The organism is Chromatiales bacterium, from assembly GCA_014762505.1.
In the GTDB taxonomy this organism is placed as follows: Bacteria; Pseudomonadota; Gammaproteobacteria; order SpSt-1174; family SpSt-1174; genus SpSt-1174.
Window position 1 is genome coordinate 1 of the sequence record JABURS010000010.1, and the last position, 17,542, is coordinate 17,542.

Sequence of the window (17,542 nt, forward strand, 5' to 3'; positions counted from 1 at the left end):
GGCGGGGGTTCGAGCAGGCGCAGGGCGAGCGATTGCTGCTGGCGCACCACCTGCACGAGGAGTTCGCTGCCGCGCAGCAGGGCCGTCTGGGCGTTCACCGGCACGTCCACGCGGCCGATCCGCAGGGTGGCCACCTGGCCCGGCTGTCCGGTCCCCTGTTGCACCAGGGCCTTCATCACCTGGCCGTCGCGCCAGCTCGCGGTGCCCTCCGGCAGCGGGCGCGGCGGGCCGGCGGGGCCCGGTGGCGGCGGCGGGCCGGGTGGGGTCAGCGTGGCCATGGCGGCAGGCGGGTCATGAGGTGGGGCCGGCCACCTCGGCAAACAGGGTGTCCGCCCAGTTCAGGGCCTCGAAATAGGCCTCGGTCTGTACGGCGGTATCGAAGCGGCGGGCGGCCGCGGATTCCCAGTCGCCGCGTTCGTAGCTGATCACGGTCTGCAGCAGCTCGCCGGCCGGCCCCGTCTGTTCGATCAGGGCCCGGCGCACGTCGTCGGCCAGGGGCAGGGTGTCCATGAGGGTCTGCATGGGGGCGTCGAGCAGGGCATCGAGGGTGGAGAAGAGGCCGACGGTGAAGGCCTTGTTCGGCTCCAGCCCGCTCAGCTGTTTCGCGAGGAGCTCGCTCATGCGGGCGCGGATCATAGACAGGCGGATGAGTTCGTCGGGCTTGTCATAGATCTCGCTCAGCGTCATCAGGGCCGCCAGGCTGCGGATGGTGTTCTGCCCGAGCATCATCACCGCCTGGCGGATGGAGTCGATCTTGCGCCCCAGGCCCAGGTAGGCGGAGTTCACGTAGCGCAGGACCTTGTAGCTCAGGGTGACGTTCTGGCTGATCAGCTCGACCAGGTCGTCGAGCTCGGCGTCCGGGTTCTGCAGCCGGGCCAGCAGCTGCATGATGGCCAGGCGGTTGCCGGGGATGCGCTGGGCATCCAGGATCTTCGGCCGGCACAGGAAATAGCCCTGGAACATGTCGAAACCGAGTTCCTGGCAGAGGTCGAAGTCGCCCTGGGTCTCGACCTTCTCGGCCACCAGCTTCAGGCCGCGCTGCTTGAGGTCGGCGACGATCTCGGGCAGTCGGCTGCGGTCCATGGCCATCAGGTCGATCTTGATCACGTCCGCCACCGCGAGCAGCGGGTCGTGGTCCTCCCCGCCGATGTAGTCGTCCACCGCGATCTCGAAGCCGCGCTCCTTGAGGCCGCGTACGGCCGCGATGATCTCGTCGGTGATCTGTACCGTCTCGAGGATCTCCAGCGTCACCCGCTCCGGCGGGAAGGGGATGGGGGCTTGCCCCAGCAGGAAGCGTTCGGTCAGGTTGATGTAGCCGCGCTTGTTGCCGAGTACCGTGTCCAGCCCGAGCTCGGTGAGGGTGTTGACGATGACGCTGGAGGTGGCGCGGTCGCCATCGAAGCTGCCGGCCGTGGCATCCGGTCCGGCCCGATAGAGGAGCTCGTAGGCGCGTACCCGCATGCCCTTGTCATAAATGGGCTGGCGCCCGAGAAAGATCTTGTCCATCGAGGATGGCCCGCCTGCCACGTCCGGAAGAATATAAGTATCTGTTTATCAATTATTTTGCCCGACTACCAAGGGCAACATTATCACAAAGCCCGGGAGCGTACATGCCCGCCGGTGAGGCCCTGTTTGGGGAAAACGCCCATGGGCGAAAGACCCTCGTGCGCCTAGCTTAAGGCTGTACCTGCACGAGACGATCATCACAGATCGGGGATTCCGGGGGGCATCCACAGCAGGATCGGTCATCAGTCGACAGCTAAGGAAGGACGGCATCATGCGCGAACACCGTGAATTCAGGATTCTGCCCCTCGGCATACACGCAGACGAACTGCAGGTGCTGCGTCGCATACTGAGGATCTCCGCCGGCACGGCACGTGCCTACGAACTCACCGACGATTACCGGATCGAGCCCGGCAAGATCCTCCTGGTGAATGCCGATGATCGGCAGGCCATGCACCACTGGCAGACCATGTACGTCGCCGACGACGGACGCGCCAAGCTGCCGACGATCTTCGCCGTCGCCGCCGCCCGCCTGCAGCCCGATGCCGGGCGGCGCGAGATCCCGCAACCCTTCCGCGCCACCCTGGTGCTCAATGCCCTCGATCAGATCACCGTCGAGGAGCTGAATTTCATTCCGGAGCTGACCATTGGCGACGAGGCCGGGGGCGAGGAGACCGGCATCTCGACGGCGCGCCTGCAGGCCATGCTGGCCCATCGCGTGAGCGAGGCGCCGGCGCAGTATCGCGCGATGGTGGTCGACGACAGTCTGCCGGTGCGCAAGCAGCTGGAGATCGAGCTGCGCATGCTCGGCGCCGAGGTCGCCCATGCCGAGAACGGCGAGCAGGCGATGGCACTCAGCCAGGACGGTGACTACGACATCATCTTTCTCGACGTGATGATGCCCGGCATCGATGGCTACAAGGTCTGCAAGGCCATCAAGCGCGACCAGCGTACGCGCAACATCCCCGTGGTCATGCTCACCGGCAAGTCCTCGCCCTTCGACAAGGTGAAGGGCACGCTCGCCGGCTGCGACACCTATCTCACCAAGCCGCTGCAGCACACCGAGTTCCAGTCGGTGGCGCGCAAATATCTCTCGGTAAGAAATGCTCCCGCGCCGCAGGCCTGGGAAGTGGCCAATACCTACTGACACACAGCTGGAGAACGAAGGCATGACGATCAACAAGGTGCTTCTGGTAGACGACTCTCCCGCCGATCTGGCGCATATCCGTACCATCGTGAGCGGCGCGGGCTACAGCGTGGTGACGGCCACCTCGGGCAAGGAGGCCGTGGAACTGGCCCGGGCCGAACGGCCCGACCTCATCTTCATGGACATCGTGATGGAAGGGGCCGACGGCTACGAGGCCTGCCGGCAGATCACGAAAGGCGGCGAGACACGCAATATCCCGGTGGTCTTCGTCAGCAGCAAGAACCAGAAGGCCGACCGGGTCTGGGCCGAGCTGCAGGGGGGCAAGGCACTGATCAGCAAGCCCTTCACCCCCGACCAGATACTCGACCAGATCCGGGCGCTGAACTGATAGCCCGGTCCGCTGCGCCAGGCAGGACGACATGCAGACAGACGACAACAGGGAATGGCTGGACCCGCGTACGGCGCTGAGCCGTTTCTCCTTCGACCCGGGGCTGCTGGAACGCCCCGTGACGGAGGAGCGCGAGATTCCACGCTACGGCTACCGCATCGGTTCCTTCAACCTGCTGGTGGCGCGCGGCGTGAACAGCGAGGTGATGCAGCTGCCGGCCGTCAGTCGCATTCCCTCCATGCCGGCGCATCTGCGGGGCATTGCCAACATCCGCGGACACCTGGTGCCGGTAATGGACCTGCATCACCTGCTCCAGACCGGACGGGACGGCAGCCGCGAGCAACGCTGCCTGATGATCGACAGTGGCGCCCACGTGCTGGCCGTGCTCATCGATGGCTACCCGGTGACGGTGCGACTTGCCGAGGGCATGCGCAGTCTGACACTGCCGGGCGTGATCGGCGAGCATGCCGCGGTCCGTGCGTCAGCGGAGGGTGGTCTGTGGATCGACCTCGATCATCGCGCCCTGTTCCGGTCGCTGTCGGCGGCGTAGTTCTCACGGGTTTCGGTACAACGCAGCGCTCCATCACAACGCAGTCAGGGAAGTCTTCTATGAAAACCACAGTCATTGGATTCGGTGCGGGTTCTCCTGCGATCAGGTCGGCGACCAGGACGGGTCTCCTCTCGATGTTTCTCGGCATCTTCGCCCTGTTGTCCGCCCTGCCGGTACAGGCGGCCCAGGGGGTCACGGGCGATACCATCCGCGTGGCCGGTGTCATGGACCTGGAAGGGCGTTCACGCGGCCTGGGGCTCGGGATGAAGCGCGGTATCGAGGCGGCCTTTGCCGGGCAGCGCGTGCGGGGCTATCGCATCGAGTACGTCACCCTGGATGATTCCTATACGCCGGAGAAGACCATCGAGGCCACGCGCTCGTTGCTGGATCAGGACGTCTTCGCCTTCGTCGGCAACGTCGGCACACCGACCGCCAAGGTGGCCCTGCCGTTGCTGGCGGAACGCGGCGTGCCGGCCGTCGGATTCTTCACCGGTGCGGGACTGTTGCGGCCCGGTGTGGGTGACGTGGTGAACTTCCGCGCCAGTTACGTGCAGGAGACGGCCGAGGTCATCAACAAGGCCATCGACGCCGGGGTGCCGGTCACCGGGATCTGCGCCTATGTGCAGAACGACGCCTATGGCATGGCCGGGGTGGAAGGCATCCGCCAGGCGCTGTCCGGTCGTCCGGGTACGCGCAACATCATCGAGGCACTCAACCGCATCATCGACATGGAAGGCGAGGATCCGCCGCGCAACGGCATCGGTCCGGTCGGCGTGTATCAGCGCAACACCTTCGTCTCGCGCGACGGCTATGACTCCCTGAAGGCCTGGGAGGCGGGCAATGGCGTCCGCTGCCAGGTGGTCGTCAGCGTCGGCACCTACAACTCGATCGCGCGCTTTGTCGGTTACTCGCGTTATCGCGGCGACGACTGGATCGTGAGCGCCGTGTCCTTCACCGGGGCGGACGATTTTCGCAAGGCACTGGACGATCTCCAGGTGCATGACCGCGTGGTCATGACCCAGGTGGTGCCGCCGCTGGACTCGGATCTGCCCATCGTCGCCCAGGCGCGCAGGGCCCTGGGCGATGACTTCGGCTACGTGACCCTGGAAGGCTATATCGTCGGCCAGATGTTCCTGGCCGCCCTCGAGCAGGTGGAGGGGCCGATGACGCGGGAAAATTTCCTGCGCGCCGTGCGTGGCAAGGTCCTCGACGTGGGCGGGCTCTCCCTCGACTTCCGGCGCGACAACCAGGGTTCGGACCTGGTGGTCTCGACCTATCTCGACGGCGGCGAGTACCGCGCCATGACGTCCGGCGACTGGCGTCGCCTGATTGCGGCCGGCCGCTAGTCCGGCGTCCTGCCCCATGAATGCCCATCACGGAGACCTGGCATGAACATCATCGAACGGTTCAATCCCATACGTCGGCTGCGCATCGGCTTGCGGCTCATGGTGCTGATCGCGGCCCAGATCCTGATCCTGATGATCATCGGCGTGGCCGCGATCACCGGTCTGCAGTTCGCGGCCTCCACGACCGGCGAGCTCAACGAGACGGTGTCCGAACAGGTGCAGCTCAACCGCATCGCCACCGTGGTGCAGGGCGGGCTGCTCGGTACGGCCAACGACGTCTATCGTGGCACCATCACCTGGGGTGAGGCGAACAGGCGGCTGGCCGAGTCGCAGCAGGCCTTCGACCAGCGCTGGGCGGAATACGTGGAACAGACCGGCCGGCGCGACGAGGCCGCCACGGCACCACTGCAGCAGGGCATGAACGGTGTGCATGCCGCCTTTGCCGAGCTGACCAAGCTGATCGCGCGCGAGGACCGCGCCAACCTCTCGCTCTACGTGCTCAACGACCTGGATGCCTCGGTGGCGCCCTTCCTCACCCGCCTGGAATCACGTATCGCGGCCGGTCAGCAGGCCTCGCAGGAACAGTTCGCGGCCTCCACGGCGGCCAACGCGGCCTTTCTCTACGGGGCCCTGGCGCTGGTGCTGATCGGCGGGCTGTTTGCCGCCCTGCTGGGCTGGGTCATCTACCGTTCCATCGTCAACCCGATTCGCGATATCGCCGACACGGTGGAGCGTATCTCGGAGGGGGATTACAGTGCCCGTACCGACGTGGTCTCGCACGACGAACTGGGCGACCTGGCGCAGGCCTTCAACAGGCTGCTGGATGAGCGCGTGAATGCCCTGGTCAAGGCCGAACGGGAGAGCGAGCGACTCAACAACTCGGTCATCGGCCTCATCAAGGCGGTGAGCCAGCTGGCGCAGCAGCGTGACCTCACCGTGCGCGCCCCGGTCTCGGAAGACATCACCGGTGCCATCGGCGACTCCCTCAACCTGCTGGCCAACGAGACCGCGAACATCCTGCTCGGTGTGCGCGAGATCTCCCACCAGGTGGCGCAGGTCTCCCAGCAGGTGAAGAGCCAGTCCGACACCGTGATCGAGGTGGCGCGCCAGGAGTATGACGAGGTGCTGACCACGGCCGATCTCCTGCGCCAGTCGGTGAATGCCATGGCACACATCGCCGAGGACGCGCGCCTGGCCAACGAGCGTGCCGACCGTGCCTCGAAGAACACCGACGAGGCCGCCGAGTCGGTCATCAAGTCGGTACAGGGTATCAACTCGATTCGCGAGACCATCAGCGAGACGGAAAAACGCATCAAGCGCCTGGGCGAGCGTTCCCAGGAAATCACCGGGATCGTCAACCTCATCGGCAGCATTGCCGAACGCACCCATATCCTCGCGCTCAACGCCAGCATGCACGCGGCCTCCGCCGGCGAGGCCGGGCGCGGCTTCGCAGTGGTGGCGGACGAGGTGCAGCGCCTGGCGGAAAACGCCCGCGAGGCCACGGCCCAGATCTCGACCCTGGTGAACAACATCCGCGTGGAGACGGCCGATACGGTGCAGACCATGAACCTCGCGATCACCCAGGTGGCGGAAGGTACGCGTCTGGCCGAGCGGGCAGGCGACAGCATGCGGCAGACGCGCGCGGCCACCGAGGAACTGGTGTCCTCGGTGCAGCAGATCGCCACCAGTTCGGATGCCCAGGCCTCCGCCAGCCGCGCCTTGCTCGAGCGTGCGCGACAGATCCAGTCCAGTACCGAGAAGACGGGCAAGGAGCTCCAGGCGCAGACCCAGAGCACCGAGGCGCTGGTGCGGTTTGCCGACCGTCTCGTGCAGGCCATCGGCGTGTTCCGCCTGCCGCAGCCCAGGACCGAGAAGTTCGGTGATACGCAGCAGATCGAATCCATGGATGAGGCACGCCGGGTCGGCTGACCGGGGCGTGATCGGGGGAACGCATGAACCAGGCCATGGCGGTTGCCGAACTCTCGCCGGAGAACCGTGAATACCTCGAGCTGATACGCGCCGAACTCGAGGACATCACCGACGACCTGGTGGTGAGTCTGGAGGTACTGCAGGCAGCGGCCACGCAGCCGGAACCGGCGGATACGCTGCTCGAGAGTCTCTCCGAGCAGGCCGGCCACGTGGCCAATGCCGCCCGGCTGATCGGGCTCGAGGGCCTGGCCATGGCGGCCGACGAGATCGCCGCCCGCCTGGGCGACCTGCGGGCCCGGCTGTCCGGGCTCACGGAGACACAGGTCGCCCTCATCGCGACCTGGCCGCGGGTGCTGGCGGGCTATCTGGATGCCTTTGGCGAGCCCCGGGCGGCCGATGCGGTGCTCGCCCTGCTGGCCGATACCGGCTGGCTCGACGGTGCCCCCGACGATCCGGCGCGTCCGGGCGAAGCGGCCCTTGCCTCGCTGCAGGAGCTGCTGCTGAACCCGCGCTTTGCCGAGACGGAGGAGGCCCCGGCGCGGCCGGCCGAGGTCGGGCCGGAGGATGTCTCGCTGGCGGTGCCCGAGGGGGTGAACCCCGATCTGCTCGACGGGCTGCTGCAGGAGCTGCCGGCGCAGACGGAACTCTTCACCGCCGCCATCCAGCACCTGGTGGAGGCGGGTGCGGTCGAGGAGCTCGCCATCGCCCAGCGCATCGCCCATACCGTCAAGGGCGCCGGCAACGTGGTCGGCGTGCGCGGGGTGGCGAATCTCACCCATCACCTGGAGGACATCCTCGCCTTCCTGGATCGCCAGCGGCGTCCGCCGCCACATCCGTTGGGGCAGGCCCTGCTGCGCGCGGCCGACTGCCTGGAGACCATGAGCGACGCCCTGCAGGGGCGTGACGCGGAGCCGGCCGATGGACTCGCCGTGCTGCGCGAGGTGCTCGACTGGGCGCGCCTAATCGATACCGAAGGCGAGACCATCTTCAGCCTGCCCATGGTGGAGACACCGCCGGGCCTGCAGGCGGTCGAGTCCCCCTCGCCATCACCGGCGGCTGAACCGGCCTTGCCGACACTGACGCCCGGGCAGGAACAGGAGGAGGCCGCGACCTCGACCCTGCGCATCTCCTCCCTGCTGGCCGACGAACTGCTGCGCCTGTCGGGCGAGGGCATGATCACGGTCGGCCAGCTACAGGAGCAGCTGCAGCGTGCCGCGCGTGCCGTGCGGGTGGCGCAGGCGCACAACGACGTCCTGCATACCCTGGCCAGTGAGCTCGAACACCTGGTGGACGTGCGCGGCATGGCGGGGCTGTCCGGTGCTGTCGCGGCGCCGGATGACTTCGACCCCCTGGAGATGGACCGATACAACGAACTGCATTCCTTCTCCCGGCGCCTGGTCGAGGCGGTGACCGACAACATCGAACTGACGCGCGGCCTGGCCGAACAGATGGACGACCTGGCCACCCTGGTCGCCGACCAGGACCAGGCCAACCGCCAGACCCAGGAGACGCTGCTCAAGACGCGCATGGTGCCGGTTTCCACCATCGTGCCGCGGCTGCGCCGGGGCGTGCGCCAGGCGGCGAGGCTCACCGGCAAGGACATCGAGCTGCGCTTGCAGGGCGAGGACGAGCAGATGGACAGCGAGGTGCTGCAGGAGCTCGTCGATCCGCTCATGCACCTGCTGCGCAACGCCATCGACCATGGCATCGAGTCGCCGGAGCAGCGCCGGTCCCTCGCGCACAAGCCCGCGCAGGGGCAGGTGGCGGTGGGTTTCCGCCGCCAGGGCGACCGGCTGGTGGTCACGGTCGCGGACGATGGGGCGGGTATCGACACCCGCGCCGTGGAACACCGTGCCCGGGAGCTGGGGCTGATCCAGGGCGAGGCGGTACCCGCCGAGCGCGACCTGCTGCAGCTGGTGCTCACCCCGGGCTTCAGCACGCGGCGCGAGGTCTCGCAGGTGTCGGGGCGGGGCATCGGCCTGGATGCCGTGAATGCCACCCTGCGCGGCATGAAGGGCGCGCTGAGTATCGACAGCCTGCCGGGCGAGGGCGCCCGTTTCGAGCTGTCGATCCCGGTCTCGCGCCTGTCCTCGCATGCCCTGCTGGTCCGCCTGGGCGAGGACGTGCACGCCGTCTCCACCCGTGGTGTGGAGGAGATCCTGCCGGTCGGCTCCGGCGTCTTCGAGCGCCTGGGCGAGGCGCAGCTCTACCGGCTGGGGAACGAGGCCTGCGCGGTGCGCTACCTGCATGACCTGATCGGCAGCGGGCATTCCCCGGGGGCGTCTGCCGAACACGAGAATCCCGACCTGCCCGTGCTGCTGGTGCGCGATCCCGCGGGGCAGCGGGTGGCCATCCGCGTCGACGCGGTGCTGGATGCGCGGCGCCTGGTGATCAAGCCGCTGGGCCCCTACGTGCCCCGCAGCCCCGGGCTGCTGGGGGGCACCATTCTCGGTGACGGGCGCGTCGCCCCGGTGATCGATCTGCCGGAGCTGCTGCAGGCCCCGCTGGTCCCGCTCGCGCGGCGGCCGGCGGCAGAGGGCGCGACCGCGGGCCCGACACCGGGACCGGCTGCGGAGTCGCGTCCGGTGGCGCTGGTGGTGGACGACTCGCTGAGTGCACGCCGGTCCATGGCGCAGTTCGTCCGCGACATGGGTTTCGAGGTGCGTGCGGCACGCGATGGCATGGAGGCCGTGGAGCTGATCGCCAGCAGGCGCCCCGACCTGATCGTGGCCGATCTCGAGATGCCGCGCATGAATGGCCTGGAACTGGCCGCCCATCTGCGCAACAACGAGTCCACGCGACGCCTGCCCTTTGTCATGGTGACCTCGCGTTCCACCGAAAAACACCGTGCGCGTGCCCGCGAATGCGGCATCGAGCATTACATCGTCAAGCCCTTCGGCGACGAAGAGTTGCTCGACGCCATACAGGATGCCATGGAGGTGGCCCATGCCTGAGCCCCGCCCCGTCGCCCCCGCCTTTCTGCGTTTCGATCTCTGCGGCCAGCCCTTCGCCTTGCGCCAGTCGTGCCTGGTCTCGCTGGAGTACATCGAGGACGTGGTGATGAGCGAGGCGGAAGACGCTGTCCGCGGCGAGATCCGTCTCGGTTCACGCATGATCCCGGTCTTCGAACTGGCGGCGTGGCTGTTGCCGGAGGTGCTGGACGATGAGGCCGGCCGGCGCATGGCGCTGGTGATCCGGGCCGGCGAGACCGTGTTCGCCTTCCTGGTGGATGCGGCCCAGGCCGTTGCCGCACAGGGGCTGCGACTGCACGAGCTGCCTGCGTGCATGCAGGGTGCCGGTCCCTACGAGGGCGTGCTCGAGCACCGTCCGGCCGCGGGCGAGATCGAACTGGCCCCGGCACTGGATGCCGACCGCCTGGCCGGGCTGTTGCCCCTGTCCGCCGCAGTCCCGGCATCGCGACCGGGGAGTCTCCAGCCTTGACCCTGCGGGCCTGGCTGCTGGAGGCCGCGTCGGGAGGCATGGTCGCGATCGGCGAGCGGGAGATGGTGCACGTGCTGGATGACTACCGCTCCTGGCCGGTGCCGCTCGCCCCACGTGGCTGCGATCGCCTGTTGCTCTGGCAGGGGCGCGTGCTGCCCGTGATGGACCTCGCCGCCCGCCTCGGGCGAGAGGCCGGGCAGGGCGGTGCACGCGCCGGCGTGGTGGCCTGGTCGGTTGCGGATGGCGCGATTGCCTTTGGTGCCCTCGTGCTGCACTCTCTACCCATCGCCGAGGAGCTGGGCGAACCGCGTGCCGCGGCCATCGAGGACGTGCCGGCACAGTGGCGGGCGTACAGTCATTCGGCCTTCTTCCGGCAGGACGAGGTGGTGCCGGTACTCGACCTGGCCGCGCTCTTCGCCGGCGGTCGGCAGGCACGGGAACAGGCGCAGGGCAGACCAGGGACCTAGATGACAGTTGCAGGGGGGAACAGCTTGCCGGGCATCCTGCGTGGTGTCCCGGCGCATGTGCTGGGATTCGGGCTGGTCCTGCTGCCGACGGCCGCCGTGGCGGCGCCGCCGTTCCCTGGCGACGGGTTCGCTCCTCTCCTGCCGTTGCTCGTTACGCTGCTGCTGGCCATCGCGGTCATTCTGGGCCTGCTGCTGTACCGATGCCGGTCAGCCGCCGTCCGCCGGCAGGATCCCGCCGCGCCACTTGCCGCGCTGCTCGAACACCTGCCGGTCTTCTATTATCGAATCGATGCCCGCGGCTGTGTGACGGCCATGCACGGCCAGGGTGCCGCGTGTCTCGATGATGATCCGCAGGCGCTGATCGGTCGCCGTGTCTGCGAGCTGTTTCCGGGGGCCGGCGAGGCCGCCGAGCGGGCGCTGGCGGGCGAGCAGGTGCAGTTCGAGGCCCAGGGCGTGAGCCGCGACCGCCTGTGGTGGATCGCCTCCACCATCGTCCCCTCCGCCGGGGGTGCGCTGGGGCTGGGCATCGACATCACCAGCCACAAGACCGAGGAGGTGAAGGCGGTGGGCCTGGCGCGGGAGAATCGCGAACTGGCCCGGCGCCTGGTGGAGATCCAGGAAGAGGAACGCAACCTGCTGGCGCGCGAGATGCACGACGAACTCGGGCAGTCGCTCACCGCCATACACACCCTGGCCACGGCCATCGGTCAGCGACAGGGCCAGCAGGACCAGATTGATGATTCGCGTCCGGTGCATGACGTGGGCGCCCTGGCCGGTAACATCGTCGAGCTCTCGACGCGCCTCTACGACGTGGTGCGCAGCATCATGCACCGCCTGCGCCCCGACGTGGTGGACGGACTGGACTTCGGCGACGCCCTGCAGACCTGCATCGACAACGCGCAGCTCGAGGCCATGGGCGTGCGGGTCGATGTCGAGCTGCCCCAGTCGCTGGGCCCGCTGGACGACGTGGTGAAGATCTCCCTGTACCGCATCCTGCAGGAGGGGCTGACCAACATCGCCAAGTACGCCATGGCCTCCCGGGTGCACATCCGCCTGACGCGAACCCCGGGCGCTGCACTGGCCGGCGGGGTGGAGCGGTTGCCGGACCGGCTGGAGCTGTGTATCACCGACGATGGCGTGGGTATGGCGCCGGGTGCCTCCGCCGGGAGCGGGCGCGAGCGCCGCGGCAGCGGCCTGCGGGGCATGCACGAGCGTGTACATGCGCTGGGCGGGGAACTGTTCGTCGATTCCGCCCCGGGCAAGGGCGTGGCCATACGCGCCTGCCTGGACGTGGAGCCGTTTCGACCGAAGCTGTCAGTATGAACAACTAGCAGGGACTGGAGAACAGGGACATGAAGACACGAATCTTGCTGGTGGACGATCACGCCATCGTACGGGCCGGCTTTCGCTATCTGCTGGAAACCGACCACAGCTACGACATCCGCGAGGTCGATTCGGCCGAGGCGGCCTGCAGCGTGTACACCGAGTTCGCCCCGCAGGTGGTGGTGATGGACATGATGATGCCGGGCATGGGCGGGCTGGAAGGCGTGCGCCGCCTCATCGCCAAGGACGAGGACGCCCGCATCCTGGTGCTCAGCATGCGCGATGACCCCGCCTTCGTCGCGCGCGCCACCAAGGCCGGGGCCCGCGGGTATGTGACCAAGCGCAGCGCGCCGGAGGAGCTCGACAAGGCCGTGCGCACCCTGCTGGCCGGGCGTCGCTATTTCAGCAGCGACGTCGAGGAAAAGACGGACGACCCGGCAGCGGGAAGCGACGAAGACCGGGTGAAGGCCCTGTCCGAACGCGAGTTCGAGGTCTTCTGCCTGCTGGCCGAGGGGCGTTCGGTGGTCGAGATCTCCGAGAGCCTGCACCTCAGCCCCAAGACCGTGAGCAACCATCGCTCGCACATCATGGAAAAGCTCGGCGCGAAGAACATCGTCGAGCTGACCCGCCTGGCGATACGCAGTGGCCTGATCGACGCCTGACGCCCCACGCATCATTCCTAGGGGGCTCCCGCCGCGAATCGACGGCAGCTGATCCAGCGCAATGTCCCGGCCGGCCGGCCGTACTACGCTCAGGGTGGCAGGACGGCAATCATGGAGGTGCGTGGTGGAGGTGCGACAACGGCTTACCCTGGACGGCAACGAGGCGGTGGCCCGCATCGCCCACCGGCTCAACGAGGTCGTCGCCATCTATCCCATCACCCCGGCCTCGCCCATGGGCGAGCACGCCGACGCCTGGTCGGCGGCGGGGCAGGCCAACCTCTGGGGCACGGTGCCGCGCATCGTCGAGATGCAGAGCGAGGCGGGGGCGGCCGGCGCCATCCACGGCGCGCTGCAGGGCGGGGCGCTCACCACCACCTTCACGGCCTCCCAGGGCCTGCTGCTGATGATCCCCAACATGTACAAGATCGCCGGCGAGCTCTCGCCGACGGTCTTTCACGTGGCCGCCCGCTCCATCGCCAGCCAGGCGCTCTCCATCTTCGGCGACCACTCCGACGTGATGGCCACCCGCGCCACCGGCTTCGCCCTGCTGGCCTCGGGTTCGGTGCAGGAGGCACAGGACCTCGCCCTCGTCGGTCAGGTCGCCACCCTCGCCGGGCGCGTGCCGCTGCTGCACTTCTTCGACGGCTTTCGTACCTCGCACGAGATCGCCAAGATCGAGGTGCTGGATGATGACGCGCTGCGCGCGCTGGTCCCGGAGGAGGCCATACAGGCCCATCGTGCGCGTGCCCTGAGCCCCGCGCACCCGGTGTTGCGCGGCAGCTCGCAGAACCCGGACGTCTTCTTCCAGGGACGAGAGAGCGTGAACACGTCCTACGATGCCTTTCCCGGCGTGGTGCAGCAGGCGATGGACGCCTTCGCCGCGCTGACCGGCCGGCAGTACCACCTGTTCGACTACGTCGGCCACCCGGACGCGGAGCGGGTCCTGATCCTGATGGGCTCGGGGGCCGAGACGGCCGAGGAGACGGTCGACTGCCTGCTGCGCCAGGGCGAACGGGTGGGACTGGTGAAGGTGCGTCTCTACCGCCCCTTCGATGCCCGGGCCCTGTGCGCTGCCCTGCCGGCAACGGTCACCGGCATCGCGGTGCTGGATCGCACCAAGGAGCCGGGGGCGGCCGGCGAGCCGCTGTACAAGGACGTGACCACCGCGCTCTACCAGGCGCTCGCCGGCGGACAGCTGGCGCAGGCGCCGCGGGTCATCGGCGGGCGCTACGGCCTCTCCTCCAAGGAATTCACCCCGGGCATGGTCAAGGCAGTGTTCGACGAGCTGGCGAAGAATCGCCCGCAGCATCCCTTCACCATCGGTATCCACGACGACGTCACCCACCTGAGCCTTTCCTGGGACCCGGCCTACCGCACCGATGCGCACGCGGATGTCGTGCAGTGCGTGTTCTATGGCCTGGGCTCCGATGGCACGGTGAGCGCCAACAAGAACTCCATCAGGATCATCGGCGAGGCCACCGACCTCTACGCCCAGGGCTACTTCCAGTACGACTCGAAGAAGTCCGGTGCGGTGACCGTCTCGCACCTGCGCTTCGGGCCGCGGCCGATCCGTTCCGCCTATCTCGTGGGTGACAACGACGCGCACTTCGTCGCCTGCCACCAGCCGGTGTTCCTCGAGCGCTACGACATGCTCGACAAGGCCGCACAGGGCGCGGTGTTCCTGCTCAACAGCGCGGCCGCACCCGAGGCCGTGTGGGACACGCTGCCGCGGCGCTACCAGCAGCAGATCCTCGACAAGGGCATCCGCCTCTTTACCATCGACGCCTACGCGGTGGCCGAGCAGGCCGGCATGGGCAAGCGCATCAACACCATCATGCAGACCTGCTTCTTCGCCATCTCGGACATCCTGCCGCGCGAGCAGGCGATCGACGCGATCAAGCAGGCGGTGGAGTCCACCTACGGGCGCAAGGGCCGGCGCATCGTCGAGTTCAACTACCGGGCCATCGACGCGGCCCTGGCCGCCTTGCACGAGGTGCCGGTGCCGGCGCGGGTCACCAGTACCGTCGAGCGCCGGCCGCTGGTCGGCGAGGATGCCCCGGCCTTCCTGCGCGAGGTCACCGTGCCCATCATCGCCGGGCGCGGCGACGCGGTACCGGTGAGCCGCATGCCCATGGACGGCAGCTTTCCGCTGGGCACCGCCGCCATCGAGAAGCGCAACCTGGCGCTGGAGATCCCGGTCTGGGAACCGGAGCTGTGCACCCAGTGCGGCAAGTGCCCCTTCGTCTGCCCGCACGGCGTGATCCGCGCCAAGCTGTTTCCAAAGGCCCTGCTCAGGGATGCGCCGCCGACCTTCAAGGCCGCGCCCGTGCTCGGCAAGGACTATCCGCAGGACATGGTGATGACCTACCAGGTCGCGCCCGAGGACTGCACGGGCTGCGGGCTGTGCGTCGACATCTGTCCCATCCGCGACAAGAGCAATGCCAGCCGCAAGGCGCTCAACATGGCGCCGCAGCCGCCGCTGCGCGAGGCCGAGCGCGCGAACTGGGACTTCTTCCTCTCGCTGCCCAGCCACGACCGGCGCGCGGTGAAGGAGAAGACCCTCAAGGGCGCGATGCTGTTCGATACCCTGTTCGAGTTCTCCGGTGCCTGCGAGGGCTGCGGCGAGACGCCCTACATCAAGCTCGCCAGCCAGCTCTTCGGCGACCGCATGGTGGTGGCCAATGCCACCGGCTGTTCGTCGATCTACGGCGGCAACCTGCCGACCACGCCCTGGACCACCAACGGCGAGGGCAGGGGGCCGGCCTGGAACAACTCCCTGTTCGAGGACAATGCCGAGTTCGGTCTGGGCCTGCGCCTGGCCATCGACAAGCAGCGCGAGTACGCCGCCGAGCGCCTGTATGCACTGCGCGATACGGTCGGTTCGGCGCTGGCCGATGCCATCCTGGGTGCCGACGAGCGGGACGAGGCCGGCATCCATGAGCAGCGTGAGCGCGTTCGTGAACTCAACGGGAAGCTGCAGGCCATCGACACTCCGGCCGCACGCGAACTGCTGGGCCTGTCCGAGAACCTCACGCGCAAGAGCGTGTGGATCATCGGCGGCGACGGCTGGGCCTACGACATCGGCTTCGGCGGCCTCGATCACGTGCTCGCCTCGGGCCAGGACGTGAACATCCTGGTGCTCGACACCGAGGTGTATTCCAACACCGGCGGGCAGACCTCCAAGGCCACGCCGCGCGGGGCGGTGGCGAAGTTCTCCGCCGGCGGCAAGCCCACGGCGAAGAAGGACCTGGCGCGCATCGCCATGAACTACGAACACGTCTACGTCGCCCACGTGGCCTACGGCGCCAAGGACGTGCAGACCCTGCGCGCCTTCCTGGATGCCGAGTCCTGGCACGGGCCCTCGCTGATCATCGCCTATTCGCCCTGCATCGCGCACGGCGTGGACCTGGCCAACAACCACCGCCAGCAGCAGCTTGCCGTGGACAGCGGCCACTGGCCGCTGTTGCGCTACGACCCGCGACAGGCCGAGGCGGGAAAAAACCCGCTGCACCTGGACTCGAAGCCGCCTTCCATCCCCTACCGCGAATTCGCGATGAGCGAGGCACGTTTCGCCATGCTGGCGCGCTCCAACCCGGAGGCCGCGAGCCGCCTGCTGGACGAGGCACAGGCGGAGGTCTCGGAGCGCTATCACCGCTACGAGCAGATCGCGGAACTGGCCTGGGCCTTCGACGACCCCTGGGCCGAGCCGACGGCAGACGACGCACACGGCGACGAAGCGGTCGCCGGGGAAGGAGAGGCAACATGAGCGGGATCGACCTGACGACGCGTTACCTCGGGCTCGCACTCGACCACCCGCTGGTACCCTCGGCCTCGCCGCTCAGCCGCTCGCTGGACAGTGCACGCCGCCTGGAGGACGCGGGTGCCGCGGCGCTGGTCATGCACTCGCTGTTCGAGGAGGCGGTGCATCACGAACAGGCCATGCAGGCGCGCTTCCTGCACCACCAGGAGATCGGTCATGCCGAGGCCGACAGTTTCCTGCCCCTGCCGACGAGCTATCTCAACGAGGTGGATGACTACCTGGAGACCTTGCAGGGCCTCAAGCGACATCTCTCCATCCCGATCATCGCGAGCCTCAACGGCATGACACCGGACGGCTGGGTGAGTCACGGACGCGAACTGGCCGAGGCCGGGGCGGATGCCCTGGAGCTGAATGTCTACTACGTCCCGGCGAACGTCGAGGAGTCCGGCACCGAGGTGGAGGCGCGCTACCTGCAGCTTCTGCGCGAACTCAAGGCCAGCGTCGACCTGCCGGTGACGATGAAGCTCTCCGCCCAGTTCTCCGCCCCCGGACATTTCATCCGCCAGCTCGAGGCGGCCGGCGCCGACGGGGTGTCGCTCTTCAATCGCTTCTACCAGCCGGACATCGACATCGAGACCCGCGAGGTGGTGCCGCGGCTGGAACTCTCCACCTCCGTCGAGTCGCTGCTGCGCATCCGCTGGCTGGCCATACTGCACGACCGGGTGGGGCTGTCGCTGGCGGCCACCGGCGGCTTTCATGGCGTGGAGGACGTGGTCAAGGCGCTGATGGCCGGCGCCGACGTGGTGCATCTGTGCAGCGCCCTGCTGCGTCATGGTCCGGACTACCTGCGCGAGGTCCTCGCCGGCCTGCGCCACTGGCTGGAACTGCACGAGTATGCGTCGGTGGCGCAGATCAAGGGCTGTGCCTGCCAGCGGCGGGCCATCGACCCGGCGGCCTTCGAGCGCGCCAACTACCTCGACGTGCTCGACAGCTACACCCCGGCCCCGGGCGTGCGGCGCTGAAGGA

Annotated in this window: 14 protein-coding genes; 12 read left to right on the top strand and 2 right to left on the bottom strand. The window is 68.1% G+C overall.

The window, feature by feature from the left end:
• A partial coding sequence (locus HUJ28_00310) for a hypothetical protein (GenBank protein MBD3617906.1) occupies positions 1–278 on the bottom strand: 278 nt, incomplete at its 3' end.
• 13 nt (positions 279–291) lie between these two features.
• Positions 292–1,506: an HDOD domain-containing protein gene (locus HUJ28_00315; protein ID MBD3617907.1), complete on the bottom strand. Its 1,215-nt coding sequence runs from the start codon at positions 1,504–1,506 to the stop codon at positions 292–294.
• Between the two features lie 271 nt (positions 1,507–1,777).
• Between HUJ28_00315 and HUJ28_00320 the strand changes: the two genes are divergently transcribed.
• The 12 genes from HUJ28_00320 to HUJ28_00375 all read left to right on the top strand — a co-directional run bounded on the left by HUJ28_00320 (position 1,778) and on the right by HUJ28_00375 (position 17,538).
• On the top strand, positions 1,778–2,650 hold the full coding sequence (locus HUJ28_00320) for a response regulator (GenBank protein MBD3617908.1): 873 nt from the start codon (positions 1,778–1,780) through the stop codon (positions 2,648–2,650).
• A gap of 22 nt (positions 2,651–2,672) precedes the next feature.
• Positions 2,673–3,038 (top strand): response regulator, encoded by a 366-nt coding sequence (locus HUJ28_00325; protein ID MBD3617909.1) that lies wholly within the window; start codon positions 2,673–2,675, stop codon positions 3,036–3,038.
• A gap of 31 nt (positions 3,039–3,069) precedes the next feature.
• Positions 3,070–3,588, top strand: coding sequence for a chemotaxis protein CheW (locus tag HUJ28_00330; GenBank protein MBD3617910.1), 519 nt, complete (start codon positions 3,070–3,072; stop codon positions 3,586–3,588).
• A gap of 134 nt (positions 3,589–3,722) precedes the next feature.
• Positions 3,723–4,934, top strand: coding sequence for an ABC transporter substrate-binding protein (locus HUJ28_00335; protein ID MBD3617911.1), 1,212 nt, complete (start codon positions 3,723–3,725; stop codon positions 4,932–4,934).
• 42 nt (positions 4,935–4,976) lie between these two features.
• Positions 4,977–6,863, top strand: a complete 1,887-nt coding sequence (locus HUJ28_00340; protein MBD3617912.1) for a HAMP domain-containing protein — start codon at positions 4,977–4,979, stop codon at positions 6,861–6,863.
• 23 nt (positions 6,864–6,886) lie between these two features.
• The gene (locus HUJ28_00345; GenBank protein MBD3617913.1) at positions 6,887–9,817 is read left to right on the top strand and encodes a response regulator; all 2,931 of its coding nucleotides are present in this window, start codon (positions 6,887–6,889) and stop codon (positions 9,815–9,817) included.
• Complete coding sequence (locus tag HUJ28_00350; protein MBD3617914.1) at positions 9,810–10,304, top strand: chemotaxis protein CheW; 495 nt, start codon at positions 9,810–9,812, stop codon at positions 10,302–10,304. The genes HUJ28_00345 and HUJ28_00350 overlap by 8 nt, the downstream gene beginning before the upstream one ends.
• Complete coding sequence (locus tag HUJ28_00355; protein ID MBD3617915.1) at positions 10,301–10,771, top strand: hypothetical protein; 471 nt, start codon at positions 10,301–10,303, stop codon at positions 10,769–10,771. The genes HUJ28_00350 and HUJ28_00355 overlap by 4 nt, the downstream gene beginning before the upstream one ends.
• Positions 10,772–10,795: 24 nt before the next feature.
• Entirely contained in the window at positions 10,796–12,094 is a 1,299-nt protein-coding gene (locus tag HUJ28_00360; GenBank protein MBD3617916.1) for a hypothetical protein, read from the top strand.
• A gap of 29 nt (positions 12,095–12,123) precedes the next feature.
• A complete protein-coding gene (locus HUJ28_00365) occupies positions 12,124–12,756 on the top strand; it encodes a response regulator transcription factor (protein MBD3617917.1) in 633 nt (210 codons plus the stop codon).
• Between the two features lie 61 nt (positions 12,757–12,817).
• Positions 12,818–16,522: a pyruvate:ferredoxin (flavodoxin) oxidoreductase gene (gene nifJ, locus HUJ28_00370; GenBank protein MBD3617918.1), complete on the top strand. Its 3,705-nt coding sequence runs from the start codon at positions 12,818–12,820 to the stop codon at positions 16,520–16,522.
• Positions 16,519–17,538, top strand: coding sequence for a dihydroorotate dehydrogenase-like protein (locus tag HUJ28_00375; GenBank protein ID MBD3617919.1), 1,020 nt, complete (start codon positions 16,519–16,521; stop codon positions 17,536–17,538). The genes nifJ and HUJ28_00375 overlap by 4 nt, the downstream gene beginning before the upstream one ends.
• The last annotated feature ends 4 nt before the right edge of the window (positions 17,539–17,542 follow it).

What these genes read in the sequence shown, in the direction of transcription:
- HUJ28_00315 (MBD3617907.1), bottom strand. Translation starts at nt 1,506, where the DNA reads ATGGACAAGATCTTTCTCGGGCGCCAGCCCATTTATGACAAGGGCATG.
- HUJ28_00320 (MBD3617908.1), top strand. Translation starts at nt 1,778, where the DNA reads ATGCGCGAACACCGTGAATTCAGGATTCTGCCCCTCGGCATACACGCA.
- HUJ28_00325 (MBD3617909.1), top strand. Translation starts at nt 2,673, where the DNA reads ATGACGATCAACAAGGTGCTTCTGGTAGACGACTCTCCCGCCGATCTG.
- HUJ28_00330 (MBD3617910.1), top strand. Translation starts at nt 3,070, where the DNA reads ATGCAGACAGACGACAACAGGGAATGGCTGGACCCGCGTACGGCGCTG.
- HUJ28_00335 (MBD3617911.1), top strand. Translation starts at nt 3,723, where the DNA reads ATGTTTCTCGGCATCTTCGCCCTGTTGTCCGCCCTGCCGGTACAGGCG.
- HUJ28_00340 (MBD3617912.1), top strand. Translation starts at nt 4,977, where the DNA reads ATGAACATCATCGAACGGTTCAATCCCATACGTCGGCTGCGCATCGGC.
- HUJ28_00345 (MBD3617913.1), top strand. Translation starts at nt 6,887, where the DNA reads ATGAACCAGGCCATGGCGGTTGCCGAACTCTCGCCGGAGAACCGTGAA.
- HUJ28_00350 (MBD3617914.1), top strand. Translation starts at nt 9,810, where the DNA reads ATGCCTGAGCCCCGCCCCGTCGCCCCCGCCTTTCTGCGTTTCGATCTC.
- HUJ28_00365 (MBD3617917.1), top strand. Translation starts at nt 12,124, where the DNA reads ATGAAGACACGAATCTTGCTGGTGGACGATCACGCCATCGTACGGGCC.
- nifJ (MBD3617918.1), top strand. Translation starts at nt 12,818, where the DNA reads ATGTCCCGGCCGGCCGGCCGTACTACGCTCAGGGTGGCAGGACGGCAA.
- HUJ28_00375 (MBD3617919.1), top strand. Translation starts at nt 16,519, where the DNA reads ATGAGCGGGATCGACCTGACGACGCGTTACCTCGGGCTCGCACTCGAC.